17 protein-coding genes and 1 tRNA gene are annotated in these 15,169 nt (G+C 43.6%); 5 read left to right on the top strand and 13 right to left on the bottom strand.

Features of this window, described 5'->3' with window-relative positions; genetic code table 11:
• Window positions 1–93: 93 nt before the first annotated feature.
• Window positions 94–1,011: an iron-hydroxamate ABC transporter substrate-binding protein gene (locus CHH91_RS09820; RefSeq protein ID WP_095223270.1), complete on the top strand. Its 918-nt coding sequence runs from the start codon at window positions 94–96 to the stop codon at window positions 1,009–1,011.
• A 247-nt stretch (window positions 1,012–1,258) separates the two neighbouring features.
• Here the strand turns inward: CHH91_RS09820 and CHH91_RS09815 are convergent, their stop codons facing one another.
• The 3 genes from CHH91_RS09815 to CHH91_RS09805 form a co-directional block, all read right to left on the bottom strand.
• Window positions 1,259–2,005 carry an SDR family NAD(P)-dependent oxidoreductase gene (locus CHH91_RS09815; RefSeq protein ID WP_095223269.1) on the bottom strand — a complete coding sequence of 249 codons (747 nt, stop codon included), beginning with the start codon at window positions 2,003–2,005 and terminating at the stop codon, window positions 1,259–1,261.
• Window positions 2,006–2,072: 67 nt separating this feature from the next.
• The gene (locus CHH91_RS09810) at window positions 2,073–2,402 is read right to left on the bottom strand and encodes a putative quinol monooxygenase (protein ID WP_095223268.1); all 330 of its coding nucleotides are present in this window, start codon (window positions 2,400–2,402) and stop codon (window positions 2,073–2,075) included.
• Window positions 2,403–2,525: 123 nt separating this feature from the next.
• On the bottom strand, window positions 2,526–3,233 hold the full coding sequence (locus CHH91_RS09805) for a Crp/Fnr family transcriptional regulator (protein ID WP_095223267.1): 708 nt from the start codon (window positions 3,231–3,233) through the stop codon (window positions 2,526–2,528).
• Window positions 3,234–3,816: 583 nt separating this feature from the next.
• Between CHH91_RS09805 and CHH91_RS20260 the strand changes: the two genes are divergently transcribed.
• Entirely contained in the window at window positions 3,817–3,957 is a 141-nt protein-coding gene (locus tag CHH91_RS20260; RefSeq protein ID WP_141234150.1) for an iron-containing alcohol dehydrogenase, read from the top strand.
• A gap of 145 nt (window positions 3,958–4,102) precedes the next feature.
• Here the strand turns inward: CHH91_RS20260 and CHH91_RS09800 are convergent, their stop codons facing one another.
• A complete protein-coding gene (locus CHH91_RS09800) occupies window positions 4,103–5,536 on the bottom strand; it encodes an MDR family MFS transporter (RefSeq protein WP_483372396.1) in 1,434 nt (477 codons plus the stop codon).
• Between the two features lie 43 nt (window positions 5,537–5,579).
• Window positions 5,580–6,002 carry a universal stress protein gene (locus tag CHH91_RS09795; protein WP_095223265.1) on the bottom strand — a complete coding sequence of 141 codons (423 nt, stop codon included), beginning with the start codon at window positions 6,000–6,002 and terminating at the stop codon, window positions 5,580–5,582.
• 174 nt (window positions 6,003–6,176) lie between these two features.
• Between CHH91_RS09795 and CHH91_RS09790 the strand changes: the two genes are divergently transcribed.
• A complete protein-coding gene (locus CHH91_RS09790) occupies window positions 6,177–6,563 on the top strand; it encodes a hypothetical protein (RefSeq protein WP_095223264.1) in 387 nt (128 codons plus the stop codon).
• An 80-nt stretch (window positions 6,564–6,643) separates the two neighbouring features.
• Here CHH91_RS09790 and CHH91_RS09785 read toward each other — a convergent pair whose 3' ends face one another.
• The 3 genes from CHH91_RS09785 to CHH91_RS09775 all read right to left on the bottom strand — a co-directional run bounded on the left by CHH91_RS09785 (window position 6,644) and on the right by CHH91_RS09775 (window position 8,878).
• Window positions 6,644–7,390 (bottom strand): ABC transporter permease, encoded by a 747-nt coding sequence (locus CHH91_RS09785; protein ID WP_095223263.1) that lies wholly within the window; start codon window positions 7,388–7,390, stop codon window positions 6,644–6,646.
• Window positions 7,387–8,112 carry an ABC transporter ATP-binding protein gene (locus CHH91_RS09780; RefSeq protein ID WP_095223262.1) on the bottom strand — a complete coding sequence of 242 codons (726 nt, stop codon included), beginning with the start codon at window positions 8,110–8,112 and terminating at the stop codon, window positions 7,387–7,389. Before CHH91_RS09780 ends, CHH91_RS09785 begins: the two co-directional genes overlap by 4 nt.
• Window positions 8,113–8,251: 139 nt before the next feature.
• Window positions 8,252–8,878: a redox-sensing transcriptional repressor Rex gene (locus tag CHH91_RS09775; RefSeq protein ID WP_095223261.1), complete on the bottom strand. Its 627-nt coding sequence runs from the start codon at window positions 8,876–8,878 to the stop codon at window positions 8,252–8,254.
• Between the two features lie 439 nt (window positions 8,879–9,317).
• Here CHH91_RS09775 and CHH91_RS09770 point away from each other — a divergent pair, with 439 nt between their 5' ends.
• A complete protein-coding gene (locus CHH91_RS09770; protein ID WP_095223260.1) occupies window positions 9,318–11,273 on the top strand; it encodes an ABC-F family ATP-binding cassette domain-containing protein in 1,956 nt (651 codons plus the stop codon).
• Window positions 11,274–11,468: 195 nt separating this feature from the next.
• Here CHH91_RS09770 and tsaD read toward each other — a convergent pair whose 3' ends face one another.
• Genes tsaD through tsaE form a run of 4 tightly spaced genes read right to left on the bottom strand, consistent with a single transcriptional unit; the run spans window position 11,469 to window position 14,066 of the window.
• Window positions 11,469–12,476 carry a tRNA (adenosine(37)-N6)-threonylcarbamoyltransferase complex transferase subunit TsaD gene (tsaD, locus tag CHH91_RS09765; protein WP_176465747.1) on the bottom strand — a complete coding sequence of 336 codons (1,008 nt, stop codon included), beginning with the start codon at window positions 12,474–12,476 and terminating at the stop codon, window positions 11,469–11,471.
• A complete protein-coding gene (gene rimI / locus CHH91_RS09760) occupies window positions 12,473–12,922 on the bottom strand; it encodes a ribosomal protein S18-alanine N-acetyltransferase (RefSeq protein WP_286160766.1) in 450 nt (149 codons plus the stop codon). Before rimI ends, tsaD begins: the two co-directional genes overlap by 4 nt.
• Window positions 12,919–13,617 (bottom strand): tRNA (adenosine(37)-N6)-threonylcarbamoyltransferase complex dimerization subunit type 1 TsaB, encoded by a 699-nt coding sequence (tsaB, locus tag CHH91_RS09755; RefSeq protein WP_095223258.1) that lies wholly within the window; start codon window positions 13,615–13,617, stop codon window positions 12,919–12,921. The genes rimI and tsaB overlap by 4 nt, the downstream gene beginning before the upstream one ends.
• Window positions 13,614–14,066, bottom strand: a complete 453-nt coding sequence (tsaE, locus tag CHH91_RS09750; RefSeq protein ID WP_095223257.1) for a tRNA (adenosine(37)-N6)-threonylcarbamoyltransferase complex ATPase subunit type 1 TsaE — start codon at window positions 14,064–14,066, stop codon at window positions 13,614–13,616. The genes tsaB and tsaE overlap by 4 nt, the downstream gene beginning before the upstream one ends.
• 143 nt (window positions 14,067–14,209) lie before the next feature.
• Between tsaE and CHH91_RS09745 the strand changes: the two genes are divergently transcribed.
• Window positions 14,210–14,992 carry a hypothetical protein gene (locus tag CHH91_RS09745; RefSeq protein WP_095223256.1) on the top strand — a complete coding sequence of 261 codons (783 nt, stop codon included), beginning with the start codon at window positions 14,210–14,212 and terminating at the stop codon, window positions 14,990–14,992.
• Between the two features lie 45 nt (window positions 14,993–15,037).
• On the opposite strand, the gene CHH91_RS09740 is transcribed toward CHH91_RS09745, so the two are convergent.
• A tRNA-Asp gene (locus tag CHH91_RS09740) sits at window positions 15,038–15,114 on the bottom strand.
• Window positions 15,115–15,169: the final 55 nt, after the last annotated feature.

Here is a 15,169-nt window from a genome sequence, read left to right as displayed (position 1 = left end):
TATTGACATTCGGCTGGAATCATTCTATTATTTACCTAATTGATATTGATTATCATTATCATAAATAAAACAGCAGAAAGCAGGAATATAAAAATGAAAAAAGCACTAATTGCTATAATCGGCCTCTTCCTTCTCATTCTCAGCGCATGCGGTTCTTCAGAGGAATCTACGGCCTCTGGCAACGAAAAAGAGACAAACGAAACATTTACATATCAATCTGAAACAGGTCCAGTTGAAGTCCCTACTGATCCAAAAAGAGTTGTAGTCCTAGCATCATATGCTGGTGATGTACTTTCCCTTGGCGTTAATATTGTCGGTGTAGATCAATGGGCAAAAAGCAGCCCTGTTCTTGCAGACGGGTTAAAAGATGCGGAAACAGTAAGCGAGGAAGATGTTGAAAAAATCCTTGAACTGAAGCCTGATCTGATCATCGCTGCCGACACAACAAAGAATCTGGATAAGTTCAAAGAAATTGCCCCTACTGTCACGTATACGTATAACAAAGTCGATTACCTAACGCAGCATGTCGAAATCGGAAAGCTGCTGAATAAAGGTGATGAAGCACAGCAATGGGTCGATGACTTCAAAGAACGAGCGAAAACGACAGGTGATGAAATCAAAGCCAAAATTGGCGAGGATGCAACTGTCACTGTGATGGAAAGCTATGAAAAAGGCATGGGCGTGCTTGGAGACAGCTGGGGGCGCGGTACAGAAGTCCTTTATCAAGCAATGGGACTTTCAATGCCGGATAAAGTAAAGGAAATGACTGAAAAAGACGGCTATACGATGATTTCCTCAGAAGTACTTCCTGAATATGTTGGCGATTATCTTGTTATCAGTGAGTATAGCGATCAAGATAATTCATATCAGGAAACAGAAATGTTCAAAGAAATACCTGCTGTAAAAGAAGGACATGTTTTGACTGCAGATGCGAATGCATTCCTGTTCAATGATGCATTGACTTTGGATTATCAGCTGGACTTCTTCGAAGAACAGTTCTTGAAGCAATGAGAAAAAGAGGGCTCACTCGCCCTCTTTTTTCATGCATTCATACTTCTATTTTCTTTTGGAAAGCTCAAGTACTACATCCAAAAACTTATCAACAGCTGGTGAATGCCAGTTTTTTACGACCTGACCATCATATAGGAGTATATCGGTTTGAAACTCTCTGTATGCTTTACCAGCTTCAGAGTTCCATTTTGATACATGGCTTATTAGGAACTGCTTAAATATGACTACTCATCGTTCTTATTCACGGTCAGACTTGAGCCATCCCGCCATCTACGAACAATTCGATGCCGTTCACATAGCTGCTTTCCTCCGAGGCCAGAAACATAACCGCGTCGGCAATCTCCTCCGTCTTGCCCATGCGGCTTAGCGGAACGGTATTCTTCGCTGATTCAAGGACTTGATCTACCGCCTCGCCAAACATATCATCATAAGCAGGAGTATGAACGCCGCCAGGGCTCAGTACATTAAGTCGAATCCCTGTACCTTTCAAATCCATTATCCAGCTCCTCGCCATCTGACGGAGAGCCGCCTTACTACCTCCGTAGACACTAAATCCTGGATCGCCGATCGTACCAGCCGTCGATCCCGTTAAGATGATGGTTCCTGTCATATCTGGAAACAGTGGCAAAGCCTTTTGTATGGTGAATAAAGTACCCTTTACGTTCACTCCGAAAGTCGTGTTGTACTGCTCTTCCGTAATTTGACTTAAGGGTAGAATACTGCCAATTCCAGCGTTTGCGAAGAGAATATCCAGATGTCCTTTCTCCTGCTTAACCTTATCAAACAGTTTGTCCAAATCCTTCAAATTGGAAATGTCACCTTGAACGCCGGTAACGCGTTCACCAAGCAATTTCACAGCTGCTTCCAGCTCCATTTGTCTACGGCCGGTAATGAATACGTAGGCCCCTTCAGAAACAAATCGTTGTGCGGTCGTAAGTCCGATACCGCTTGTTCCTCCTGTGACAACTACTACCTTTCCTTCAAATCTCCCCATATCTATATGCCTCCCATAATATTTTTGTATCGTCCCAGACCTTAAAACGTTAAGTGTCTCAACTTCATCACGCATTCGTTATATGACTTCCCCATTCGCCCGTCGGTTGCAGCCAGCTGACGCTTCTATCCACAATTAGATCATCCAGTCTTCCTTCGTAATTCTTGCGGTATGGTTTAACAAATTCCTCTGCAAGCCAGCTATCTCTCGTGCCTTGCCATGTTTCATAAATGATCAAGTCATCCGGTTGATCCAGATCGTCTGATACAATGGCACTAATAAATGCCTTTTCGGTTGACATCTCCTCAATAAGGGAAGATAGCTCCTTGCGGAATTCTTCTTTTTTCCCTGGTTTAGCTTTGAATCGAATATTGAGCTGAACTTGTTGATTGGTCATGTTGACTCCCCTCCTATAAGTTTCCGTTACGCCATTTATCATAAGGCTAGATGAAGAATTCATCAGTAATGTAGATTACGCCGAAAGCATACATTCGAATGGAAATTCATACGAGTCATGAAATCAAGCTAGTTCTTTCATCGCTTTTCCAATATGAACCATGACCATTCTACGGCTGGTCACGATAATACCTTCATTAGATAGTTCCTGTAAGATAATCGATACAGCTTCTCTTGTGGCACCGATCATATTGGCCAATTCTTGATGAGTCAACGGAATATCTATTTTTAGGTATCCACTTTCTTCTATTCCGAACTTCTTAGATAGTCGGTGGAGAAAGTAAAGCACTTTACCACGTAGATCCCTGAAAACCAATTTTTCCACCAATTCCTCCTGATCTCGCAGGCGTTTGCTTATTTCTGATAAAAATCGTAAAGATAATTCAGGATACTTTCTTAAGAGAGGTTCGAATTGTTCAGTCGGAATCGAAAAAACAATCGAGTCTTCCATCGTCTCCACATAAGCCCCTGTTGTGCCTAATGAAAACGTTTCAACTTCACCGAACATGCCGCCTTCACTTAGGATGCAGACCGTGTGTTGTTTGCCGTCCGAATTGGTTTTGTACAAGCGAAGTTTACCGGCAATTACGAAAAATAAGCCCTTCCTTTCATTCCCGGGCGTCTGAAGAATAGAATTTTTTGAAAGCTTATACGTATTTGATTTTGTTACCAATTGTTCGATTTCACGGATAATTTCTACCGGTAGCGATTCAAATATCTTTATTTGTGGCAAAAATGATTCTATATTTTCCATCGCCTTATAATGTAACATTCTGCCTCTCCTTTCAATGTTGCGAATGACATCCGTTCCTCATGTAACATAATCTATAGCGGAGTGTTACATTCATCATAAACTACCTTAATTTAATCTTCTGTAATCCAGATTACAAAGCTTTTTTTCATAGAATTTAAAGAGGAGTAAGAACCTCACCAAGTTCCTCACTTTTTAAATGCGCTTCATTAAAGAGAGCCTCCCACATAAGGACACTATCCTCATAAAATACTTCCCCGTCCCTTCAAAGATCTCTCCTGCTTGAACCCCTAAATCTAAGAATCTAAGTGATTGTTTATATTTATTTTTAAACTAGTCAGTTCTGCCATCATAGTTAAATCGTCATACTTTATATTTGCGTAATAAAAACTTGCTCTATAGTCTTTAGATCCTAAAACTTTCATTTTTTCACAAATCCATTCATTGGGCTACTTTGTTTTTAGCTGTCGCATTTCATATTACACAATCCGTCAAATGAAAAAACATCCTGTCACCGTCAGGATGGGTATCTTATTATATTTTACTATAAAAGCATCTGAAGAATTCGGCCCGGGCTGGGTTATTGGAATCGGCGGCGGTGCTGGTGTTCTACGACCACGTAGAATACATGGATGCTAATGCAGTTACAAATCCATGTACTGGCACAAATCCGCGGGAGACATCTGTTGAGCAAATGAAACAGCTATATATTGCTGCCTTTGAAAGCAAAGACGTAGACTTCTAAAAAATAACCTCTGGAGCATTTGATTGCTTCAGAGGTTATTTTTTTTATTCAATTTTAAGGATTTTCCTTTTGAGCAGGCCAGTTTCCCGGGAAATGCTTTCCCCTCTAACCATCCGTTCCGTACTATCGGTTGCTTGAATTTACTTCAACCATTGGAAACTTCTTTGGCTTTTTGTTCCTGTTTCTTCCCTGTTTTATAACGCATAATGAAAGATATCGGCACCATAATGAGAATTAAGATTCCTGAAAATACAAAAGCCTCATTGATTGTCTGTAAGCTCGCCTGTTGGACTGCTTCTCCTGCAGCTGTGAGATGCGCTCGCCGCACTTCAAAGTAGATACTGAAGAACACAATACCGAAGGCGGAAGATATTTGCCGTAACACATTGTTCATCGCAGAGCCTTGGGATACAAGATGTTCTGGTATGTCGTTCATCCCTGCAGTCGTTGCAGGCATATTGCTGAGACCGAGTCCTGCACCCCGAAGCATATTGATTACCAGGATGAGCCAGAATGGTGTAGACAGACTAAGGTTTCCAATCAGAAAAGTAGCTATCGCCAAAATCAGCAGCCCCGGAGGCACTACCCAGCGCGGCCCTTTTTTATCTAAAAGCTTCCCGCCCAATGACATCATGGCCCCGCTGAATAATGCTGCCGGTAAGAATAGGAGCCCTGTCTGGATCTCACTAAGTCCGTACACATTCTGAATCAATAATGGCAGCAGGAATATCCCAGAAAATAGTCCAATGGACGCTGTCGCTGTTACAAGTATCGAAACTGTATAGCTTGGATTACGGAACAGTGAGAGCTCCAATAACGGCTGCTCTTTGCGCCGCTCATAAAAAACAAAAATCGCAATAGCTAGTATCCCCGCTGCTATCAGCGAAAGGTTAAATGGCGATACAAGCACATCCAGTGTCTGTCCGCGGCCCAGTGCGTACAAAACTAAACCGATACCAAGCGTAACGAATACAAAACCACCCTTGTCGAAGCGGCGTTTTGGATCAGCGGCTGTGGATTTCAAGTAGCGACTAGCCATCAGTAAACCGAGAAGACCGAACGGCAAATTAAAAGCGAATAGGAACGGCCATGGTAAGTAAGCAATCAGCACACCGCCAATCGTCGGGCCGATTGCTGGAGCTACCATTGCCGCTACACCATATACACCGACTGCAAGTCCGCGCTCCTGCTTCGGGAAGGCCTGGAATATGAGTGCCATTGATATCGGCATCATCAATCCACCGCCGATTCCTTGAATAAAACGCGCCGTGATGACAAATGGCAGACTGCCGGAAAAAATACCGAAGATGGACCCTGTAAGGAATACAACAAGGCCCAATAAGTAAATACTTTTTTTCCCGAACCGATCCCCAAGGTAGCCGGTGACTGGCATCGTCATCCCCATTGCAACCATGAAGATCGTCAGTATCCAGCCGACACTGACAGCATTGGCATCGAATGTAGAAATCAATGATGGCAGCGCCGGATTCAGCATACTATTGTTCAAAATAACAGTGAAAGTCCCAAAAAGGACAGCTACAACGACCAACCACTTGGATTCTAGTTTACTCACATGCATACTCCCAACTGTTTTTGCGTTTCACTCCAGTTGGTAACGCTTCCTATTTTACGACCAACACTGGGCAATTCGCTCTTTTGATCACTTCTGTACTTACACTTCCAACCACAAGCTTCTGAAAGCCATTTAAGCCTCTTGTTCCTAGTACAACCAAGTCAAACGCACCATTGTTTGCCATATTGGCAATTGTTCTACCGGCATCTCCACGTTCGATGGTACGAGTATAGGGAATATTCGCATTCTGCAGTTCCGCTTCATTTGACTGGATACGAAGTTCTCCGTCCCGGTTCCTATCATCCGGCTTTACCTGCTGCAGAACAATCTCGCTATTTTTTATATCTTGTATGACGTGGGTTACTTCCAGCTGTACAGGCTCTGTGCTGGCCTGACAGATTTTGATTACTTCTTCTGTCGCTCTCATTGAGTGCTCTGAACCGTCGACAGCCAATAGGATTTTCTCATACATACTAGCGCCTCCTACAACTATGATAGTAGCCTTTTCCCTTAAAACAGCGCTAACAAACGAGGAGGCGCTAATACTTCGATACCCGAAATTTATTTGTATGATATTTACAATATCATTAAAATTCCTTTTATAAAAGTGTGAGATGATGAAGAAAAGACTTTAGGGGGATTTTGCTTGCTTACCAAGACCATCCGTTTCCTTATCATCTTTCTCTTGCTTACCGGAGTCACTGTCTTGATATTTGCTGCTTTCAAACCTTTTAAGCAGGATGCACTTATTGAAGATACTATAAGACAGATCGAGGTGTATGCTCCAGAAGCCACTAAATCATCTGTGACAGTTACAGATAAGGAGCGGATCGATTCTATACTGAAATGCATCAACACATGCAAACGAGAGGAAATGAGTCCTGAAGCTTCCTATCAAGCCCTTGATGCCACACTGATTCTGTATGGAGCAGAAGACAATTATGAAGTCGGCGTATGGCAGGAGGGCAGTACGGTCAGCTTTGTGTATGATGGCACTATAATTGGTAGTGAGTTTGAACCTTTTCCATTGTAGAACAAGAAAAGCCGCCCTTTTTATATAGGCGGCTTTTCTTGCGGTATTGACAACTTCATATTTGCTGCAGAGGCGATTTTCTAATCGATAACCTGCATCCGTTCATTAAACTTCGTTGGATACGACAAGAAGCCTAGCAAGATACTTGTCACAATGGCTGTTGTAAGCAGCAGGAAGAGAATCAGGAGCTGGAACATAACTGCCTGGAGCGGATCTGCTCCGGCAATGATTTGACCGCTCATCATACCTGGCAGCTGAACTAGCCCGATCGTTTTTTGGCTTTCTATCGTGGGAATAGTACTTGCCTTAATGGATGCCAGCAGGGAGCGTTGAATCGCTTGCTTCGGTGTGCCGCCTAAGGAAAGGATAAGCTCTGTTTCCTCTCTTCTGGATGCCACTTCTGAAGTGAAGCGATTCAAAAACAAAATACCTAGCACCATAGAATTCCCTATAACCATTCCGCTTAATGGGATGATATATTGTGCAGTTGGAGGAGTAATCTGAAGTCCTAAAAGAATCCCTTGTGTCAGTACTTCGATTACCACGAATGTAAGCACCAGTTTCCATGTAATGCCTCTGATAGATGCACCTTTTTTTCTTGCATTTTGTACTGCTGCACCGATCATGAGCGCCACCATCAGGAAAATATAAAGGATATTACCGGAATCGAAGATAAACTGCAGTACATAGCCAACTGCAAACAGCTGGATAATGGAACGTACTGTTGCAATGACCGTATCTTTTTCGAGTCCCAGTTGTAATGTCTTAGATAAGAAAAGTGGGATAAGGACAAATATCAGAGTGAGTAACAAAGCAAGTGCATTCATTTTTTCTCCTCCATGACAAAGTGCTTAACGGCATCATTCTCTGGATGGTCAAGTATGGCAATCGGTCCTGCTTCGGCAATAGTGCCATTCATCATGACCCAGACTTCATCTGCAACCGTCTTTGCTTGTTCCAAGTTATGCGTGATCCAGATGATCGTCGTTCCATTCTCTCTATTGACCCGCTTCATCAGATTCTCAATATCCTGCCTAGAAACTCGATCCAAGGAAGATGTGATTTCATCCAGCAGTAAAATTCCCGGCTCATTCAGCAGTGTTCTAGCAATAGAGACCTTCTGCTTCTGCCCGCCTGATAACTCCCTGCTATTCTGATTCAAGATGTCAGGTTCCAAGCCTACCAACTGTATCATCCGCTCTGCCTCATCATCAGACAGCTCCTTTTCAGAGAGCTGTAATGGCAATGCCAGATTATCACGAACGCTTCCTTCAAGCATGATTGCTTGTTGGAGAACAATACCGACATGACGGCGTAAGCTCACAGGATCAAACGTTACGATTTCCTTCCCATCAATCAGGATATTTCCGCGTGAGGGTGACAGTAATCCATTGCATAATCGAAAAAGTGTCGTTTTCCCTGCGCCTGATGGACCGATTATTGCTGTAATCCTCCCCTTTGTGAATGCACCTGTAATATCGTGGAGGATATGGTTTTTCTCCGTTTCATACGTCACATTCTCTAATGTGATGGCTTCTTGATGCTCCATGCTTACACCTTCCCTTCAGCTTACATTTCTAGTTTCTCTGCCTGATCTTGATTTAGCCGTGAATGATACGATAAAAACATAAATTGATTCCAGTTTGTCTTTCTAAAGAAAAAGCACCTCTGCATGAGAGGTGCTTGAATTAATAATGCTTCAAGAAATAAACTAATGACTGCAATTCAATAGCCAAGTCGATATGGTGAACACGAATATTGCTCGGTACTGCAATACGCGCTGGCGTAAAGTTCAGGATTCCAGCAATACCGCACTCGACAAGACGATCGGTAATTGCTTGTGCAGCATGTGCTGGCACCGTCAGGATCGCTGCACTAACATTGCTGATATATTGTTCCAGATCATCGATATGGTATACAGGGACACCACCGATATTATGATCAACTTTTCCTGGATCCGTATCGAAAGCCATTTCTATTTTTGTATTGTTATTCTTCGTAAAGTTATAATTCAGGAAAGCTGTTCCAAGATTACCGACCCCGATCAGCGCCACTCTTGTGATCTCATCTTGATCTAGTGTTTTCCGGAAGAAGTTCAGCAAGTACTCTACATTATAACCATAGCCTTTTTTGCCAAGTGCTCCGAAATAGGAAAAGTCCCGGCGGATTGTAGCTGAGTCTACTTTAACCGATTCACTGAGTTCTTTTGAAGAGACTCTTGTCTTCCCCTGCAGATGCAGACTGTTGAGAAATCGATAATAAAGCGGCAGCCGCTTTGCCGTAGCTTTTGGTATTTTATTTTGGTCCATATACATGCTCATTTATCCTCCTAAAGCCTGCAGCTTCCAGAAGGGAACTTCGTGCAGCCATGCAGCTGATCAAAAAGGCCTATCGGACTAGAACGCTTTCGTTCTGTTACCTTCTGTCGTATATGATCAGCACCTATTCCTAAATAATGGAATAATGGATGCAGACAGGTTCCTTTCTCGCATCTGTAAGGAGTTGCAGATGCTGCCTGCGGCTTCGTCCTTGAATTGTTACATATGATACTTTCACAAAGTACGATTATAGTTAACAACTTATTCTAACAGATTTGAGAAGGAAAGTCTTGTACAGATTCACAAAGACATACCTTGTCTCCATTTTAACAAATTCATTTCTGATGTCCATCCGCATGAAAGCGAAAAGCGCAGGAATTCGGTGCTTGCTACTGTTTTGTCACATAGGATACACTGATAGTATGAGGTGAACAGAATGATTTTATTGCAAGCGAACAATATAACGAAACTATTTGGCGCAGACGTCATTTTATCCAATATAAAACTGGAAGTACAAACACAGGACCGATTAGCCATTGTCGGACGAAACGGTGCAGGAAAATCGACCTTGCTGAAGATCCTTGCAGGGGAATTAAGCTATGACGAAGGAAATGTATTCTTAGCAAAGGATGCCACTCTTGGGTATTTGGAGCAGCATACCGGCTTGGAGTCTGAAAAAAGCATCCTGGAAGAAATGAAAACTGTCTTTGCAGATCTTATACAGCAGGAGGAAGAGCTGCGCCGTCTGGAAGCAAGGATGGGAGATCCTGAACTTATTTCAGACGAGACTGCCTACCAGCAGCTTTTAACCAATTATGATACTAAACAGCAGGCCTTCCGCTTGAACGGAGGCTATCAGTATGAAGCAGATATCCGTTCTGTACTGAACGGTTTGAGATTCGGAGATAAGGACTTGTCCACACCGATAGGTTCATTAAGCGGCGGTCAAAAGACGCGACTTGCTTTAGGTAAGCTTCTTCTCCAGAAACCGGACGTGTTAATACTGGATGAGCCGACTAACCACTTGGACATTTCTACCTTGGACTGGCTGGAAGGATATTTGAGCAGCTACCAGGGTGCTGTCGTAGTTGTATCGCACGACCGTTACTTTCTCGACAAAACCGTCAATACCGTCATTGAGATAGCTCATAATCACTCTGTTCGTTATAAAGGAAATTACAGTAACTATCTTGAACAGAAAGCTGCCAATTTCGAGCGGGAGCTGAAGCAATACGAGAAGCAGCAGTCCGAAATTAAAAAGATGGAAGAATTCGTCCAAAAGAACATCGCACGTGCCACAACGACAAAGCGCGCGCAAAGCAGACGCAAACAGCTGGAAAAGATGGAGAGAATCGATCGGCCGCTTCATGATGCATCTTCTGCGAAACTCACATTTGATATTGATCGGCGGAGCGGAAATGATGTATTGAAGGTAAAGGACTTGTCCTATCAGTATCCGGAAAGTACCTCACCTGTCTTCGAACACGTTACCTTCCATATGAATCGTCAAGACCGCATTGCTCTTACTGGACCAAATGGAACTGGTAAGACGACTTTGCTCAAGACCATCATTGGAAAGCTGCCTGCTAAGTCCGGTCATGTGGAACTTGGGACAGGCGTCAGCATCGGCTATTACGACCAGGAGCAAACAGAATTGCATTCCTCGAAGAGTGTCCTTGCCGAGCTATGGGATGAGTATCCACTTATGGATGAAAAGGATATCCGCACAATTCTCGGCAATTTCCTGTTCACTGGCGATGATGTCCTCAAAGTCGTCAACACGCTAAGCGGTGGTGAAAAAGCACGTCTTGCCCTTGCGAAGCTGATGATGCAGAAATCCAATCTCTTGATCATGGATGAACCGACCAACCACCTTGATTTAGACAGCAAGGAAGTATTGGAAAGTGCATTAGCCGACTATCCGGGTACTATACTCTTTGTCTCACATGACCGATACTTCATGAATAAAGTTTCCACACAAGTACTGGAAATGGCGGACAAGCAGATTATATCCTACTTGGGCAACTATGATTATTTTATCGAAAAGAAACAAGAGAAGCGGGAAATTGCTGCTCTGGAGGCTTCTGCTGCAGAAACGAAGCAAACAACTGCTACACAGGAGAGCAAATCCTCTTATCATCAAGATAAGGCAGTAAAGCGGGAAATACGGAAACGGGAACGACGCATTTCGGAGCTGGAAGAGAAGATAGCCGAACTGGAGACTGAGATTGAAAGCAATGAGACTTTGCTCACAGATCCGGACATTTTCCAGGATTATCAGAAGGCCCAGGAAATCACTGAAAAGAATGAAGAACTTCAGGCAACACTTCTGGAAGTGATGGAGGAATGGGAAACACTTAGCGAAGAACAAGAAAGTTATACACAAGACTAAATGCGTTTTCATTGTTGATTTAATGGGATATACACAAGGTTATACACAATATCCACAGAATCCACAGAGTTTTTCCACTGATTTATCCACTTCTTTACCTGGTACTAATAGTGGGTTTCAATAAGTTATACACAATTCAGAATATATAATGTGAATAAAATAAGCATCGTTTTCTTCATGAAAACGATGCTTTTTTTATAACGGCATGGATGCCTTAGCATTCATTGATAGATCAGCGAATTTCTCTTGCTGATAAAGAATGGATGCAGCTGCACCAATCATGGCTGCGTTATCCGTGCATAAAGCAAGCGGCGGGATAAGCAGATCAGCTTGCTTGTCAGCAAACACTTCTTCCAAAGAAGCGCGCAGACCTCTATTAGCAGCAACACCACCTGCAACAATGACTTGCTTAGCGCCGAATGCTTCAGCTGCTCGGATCGTCTTCCCTACAAGCACATCCACTACGCTGGCTTGGAAGCTTGCGGCAACATCTGCTGGCTCCAACGTTTGTCCTTTTTGCTTAGCATTATGCAATGTGTTGATGACCGCAGACTTCAAACCTGAAAAGCTGAAATCATAGCTCTCCGGCTCGAGCCAGGCACGAGGGAAATCGATCGATTGCTCGCCTTCTGCTGCCAGCTTATCAATGCGTGGGCCTCCTGGATAAGGCAGCTGCAATGTCCTGGCTACCTTGTCATAAGCCTCACCAGCTGCATCGTCACGAGTCTCCCCGATTACTTCAAAGCTGCCATGTTCTTTCATAAGAACAAGCTCTGTATGACCGCCAGAAACCACCAATGCCAGCAGCGGGAACTCGAACTCCTGCTCCAAACGGTTGGCATAGATATGTCCTGCTATGTGGTGGACGCCAATCAGCGGTTTGCCGATGGAGAATGCCAGCGCTTTGGCGGCATTCACCCCGACAAGCAATGCGCCGATAAGACCAGGTCCCTGAGTCACAGCTATGGCATCCAATTCTTCTTTCTGGATTCCAGCTTGCTCGATAGCCTCTTCAATGACGAGCGTAATCTGTTCCACATGGTGCCTTGACGCAATTTCCGGAACAACACCGCCAAAACGCTTATGGCTCTCGATTTGGGAAGCAACAACATTGGATCTGATGATCCTGCCTCCTTCGATGACTGCCGCTGCTGTTTCATCACAGCTTGTTTCTATAGCTAAGATAAGTTCTGATGTTTTCATAAATTCACCCACATTACAATCGCGTCTTCCTGATTGTCTGTATAATAGTTTTTTCGGATACCGCCTGGTACTAAACCAAATTTCCGATATAAATGCTGTGCCGGTATATTAGATACACGTACCTCAAGAGATAAACGATAAGCCCCTGCAAGTATTGCCTGTTCCATCACATGAGCAAATAACTTCTCACCCAGTTTCTGTCCTCGAAAATTCGGCAGGATAGCAATATTCGTGATCTGTGCTTCATCGATGACGAGCCACATCCCGCAATAACCAGCAATCACACCGTCACTTTCAATGACAAAATAATTAGCAAACGTATTCTCCATTATCTCACGTTCAAAGATATCGATGGTCCATGGAGTTGCAAAAGATGCTGTCTCGATTGTATGAACAGCTGGCACATCGGCTAATCGCATCGGGCGTACGGAAACCTGTGCGCTCACTTCTGCTGCTCCTGCTGCTTTAGCCAATTTGATTCCGCCTCTGTCATACGAACATAATTCGGTACGATTTGGTGTACATCATCTGTTTTCCTTGCTGCTCCTATTTGAGCAAGTACAGAGGGACGAGCATAATGTACAGCAGTTTCCGGGATTACGGCTTGTTCACCCAGTACTTCCATGATCATACTGCGATACATGTCGATATCAGGGCTTAGGAACAATATCCTTTCCCCTTTTTCCCGCAGCTGTTCCAGCCAATTTGAGAATAGCGGATTGACGGTTTCTTCTACTTGTTCAAATGAATCACTACTACTGGTGTAAAGGGCCGTATATACTTGACCTCTGCGTGCATCGAAGAAAGGACAGATATACCCTGAGAATAGCTCTCCTTGATGTGCAAGACCTTCCAGACTTGAAACACCGATAACGTCGATGCCAAGTGCCCATGCCATTGTTTTCGCAGTTGACATACTGATTCGAACACCTGTGTATGATCCAGGTCCCTGGCCAACGACAATTCGATCCAGATCAGCAGGAGTCATTTTTGTTTCCTTCATCAATTGCTCGATTGCCGGAAGCAATCGAACCGAGTGATCACGGTGCCCATGCATGACATGTTCGCCTAGTGTCACTCCATCTTTCACAATCGCTACTCCGAGCAGCTGATTGGAAGTATCCATCGCTAATATATTCATTCCGTTAACTCCTTACAAAGCTTTTCATAACGTTCACCAATCGGCTGCAGCAAGACTGTTCTTGCTTCTCCATCATGCTTGAGCGTAAGCTCCAGTCGTTCTTTCGGCAAGTAAGCTTCAATGAATTGTGCCCATTCCACAATGGAAACACCCTCCCCTGAAAAATATTCCTCAAAACCGATATCTTCATCGCTGTCCTCTAACCGGTAAACATCCATATGATATAGAGGCAGACGTCCTTCATATTCCTTGATGATAGTGAAAGTAGGACTGTTTATCGTCCGTTTCACCCCTAGACCTGCACCAATTGCTTTAGTCAGTGTCGTCTTTCCTGCACCAAGGTCTCCTTCCATCGTGATCATATCTCCAGGCTGAAGCAGTTCGGCAAGCTTTCGGCCAAACGAATTGGTATCTTCTATTGTATGCATCTTCTTTATAATTTGGGTCATAACCGTCACCTGACTCACTTTCATTCTTTGTTCATCTATTCATCATAGCAAAATATAGCCCAAAAGCAAAAGCACAGAAACAAAAAGGCTTTCTTCGATTTGTGGAGAATACTTATACTATCAGCCAATAAAGGAGTATGCATATGGAAGCATTAGAGCAAATGTACAACTACAGCTGGAATGGTGAGATGAAATCCTATCTGGACCAAGTCGATCTGAGCGGATACCAGCATGTCTGGATCGGACGCTTCGGCGGAAGCATCGCCCATGGTGCTTATAAAAACGAGAATGCTTGTCTTATCCTTACAGGATCCGATTGGGAGCTTGCAGTTGTCATGGCGGCACAGCATACAGTAGAAAGCGCAGCCTTCATTGCGGACTCCCTCATACTCAGACAAAGGAAGATCACAGAGACGCTTGATGAAGATGTTTCAAGCGCTATAAAAAAGATAGACAGCTTTCTGATGAGTATGTTCAACAGCGTAAGATTCCGTTCTACAGCAGCTAAGGTGAACGGTAATGCTTCTTGCTTAATCGCCGTACGTAAAGCAGGTTATCTGTATTGGTTATCCATTGGGGAAAATTCGCTTTATCATCTAGTACCATCCCCAAATCACTACAATTCTGTCCAGCTGAATCAGCAAAACAGTGCAGGTAAAATTGGTGCTGATAATACGTTTGATCAAGTAGTACCCGTCTTTAATATGGGAAGTGTTCCTCTTTCAAGCGGAAGCAACCATATCCTGCTCTCCACAATCGGATTACAGTGCTTTCCTGTATCACCATATAAAAGTGCCTCCCGACTTCAGAGCGCTTTTAATAAGAGCGAGAGCATGCCGCATTTTATGCGGACAATGCTTGCAAATGCCCAGGCTGCAGGTGCAGCAGAAAGCATTACATTGATCGGATGGGAAATAAACATATAAAAAAAGCTTTAGGAGTAATCCTAAAGCTTTTGAACGTTTTATGTATGGCGGTCCGGACGGGACTCGAACCCGCGACCTCCTGCGTGACAGGCAGGCATTCTAACCAACTGAACTACCGGACCAATACTGCTACTATGTATTAGTGCAATAAAATTTCGTACAACCATTTTTAAAAAT

It is taken from the genome of Virgibacillus sp. 7505, assembly GCF_002272135.1.
Taxonomy (GTDB): Bacteria; Bacillota; Bacilli; order Bacillales; family Amphibacillaceae; genus Terribacillus.
This window is presented reverse-complemented; position numbering and strand designations above follow the sequence as displayed.

Bases quoted from the DNA above. Each gene is read 5' to 3' on its own strand.
- tsaD (WP_176465747.1), bottom strand. From the start codon at position 12,476: ATGAAAACATCAGAACTTATCTTAGCTATAGAAACAAGCTGTGATGAA.
- CHH91_RS09800 (WP_483372396.1), bottom strand. From the start codon at position 5,536: ATGCATGTGAGTAAACTAGAATCCAAGTGGTTGGTCGTTGTAGCTGTC.
- CHH91_RS09785 (WP_095223263.1), bottom strand. From the start codon at position 7,390: ATGAATGCACTTGCTTTGTTACTCACTCTGATATTTGTCCTTATCCCA.
- CHH91_RS09795 (WP_095223265.1), bottom strand. From the start codon at position 6,002: ATGTATGAGAAAATCCTATTGGCTGTCGACGGTTCAGAGCACTCAATG.
- CHH91_RS09775 (WP_095223261.1), bottom strand. From the start codon at position 8,878: ATGTATATGGACCAAAATAAAATACCAAAAGCTACGGCAAAGCGGCTG.
- CHH91_RS09815 (WP_095223269.1), bottom strand. From the start codon at position 2,005: ATGGGGAGATTTGAAGGAAAGGTAGTAGTTGTCACAGGAGGAACAAGC.
- CHH91_RS09745 (WP_095223256.1), top strand. From the start codon at position 14,210: ATGGAAGCATTAGAGCAAATGTACAACTACAGCTGGAATGGTGAGATG.
- CHH91_RS09770 (WP_095223260.1), top strand. From the start codon at position 9,318: ATGATTTTATTGCAAGCGAACAATATAACGAAACTATTTGGCGCAGAC.
- CHH91_RS09810 (WP_095223268.1), bottom strand. From the start codon at position 2,402: ATGACCAATCAACAAGTTCAGCTCAATATTCGATTCAAAGCTAAACCA.
- CHH91_RS09820 (WP_095223270.1), top strand. From the start codon at position 94: ATGAAAAAAGCACTAATTGCTATAATCGGCCTCTTCCTTCTCATTCTC.
- tsaE (WP_095223257.1), bottom strand. From the start codon at position 14,066: ATGACCCAAATTATAAAGAAGATGCATACAATAGAAGATACCAATTCG.
- CHH91_RS09780 (WP_095223262.1), bottom strand. From the start codon at position 8,112: ATGGAGCATCAAGAAGCCATCACATTAGAGAATGTGACGTATGAAACG.
- tsaB (WP_095223258.1), bottom strand. From the start codon at position 13,617: ATGAATATATTAGCGATGGATACTTCCAATCAGCTGCTCGGAGTAGCG.
- CHH91_RS09805 (WP_095223267.1), bottom strand. From the start codon at position 3,233: ATGTTACATTATAAGGCGATGGAAAATATAGAATCATTTTTGCCACAA.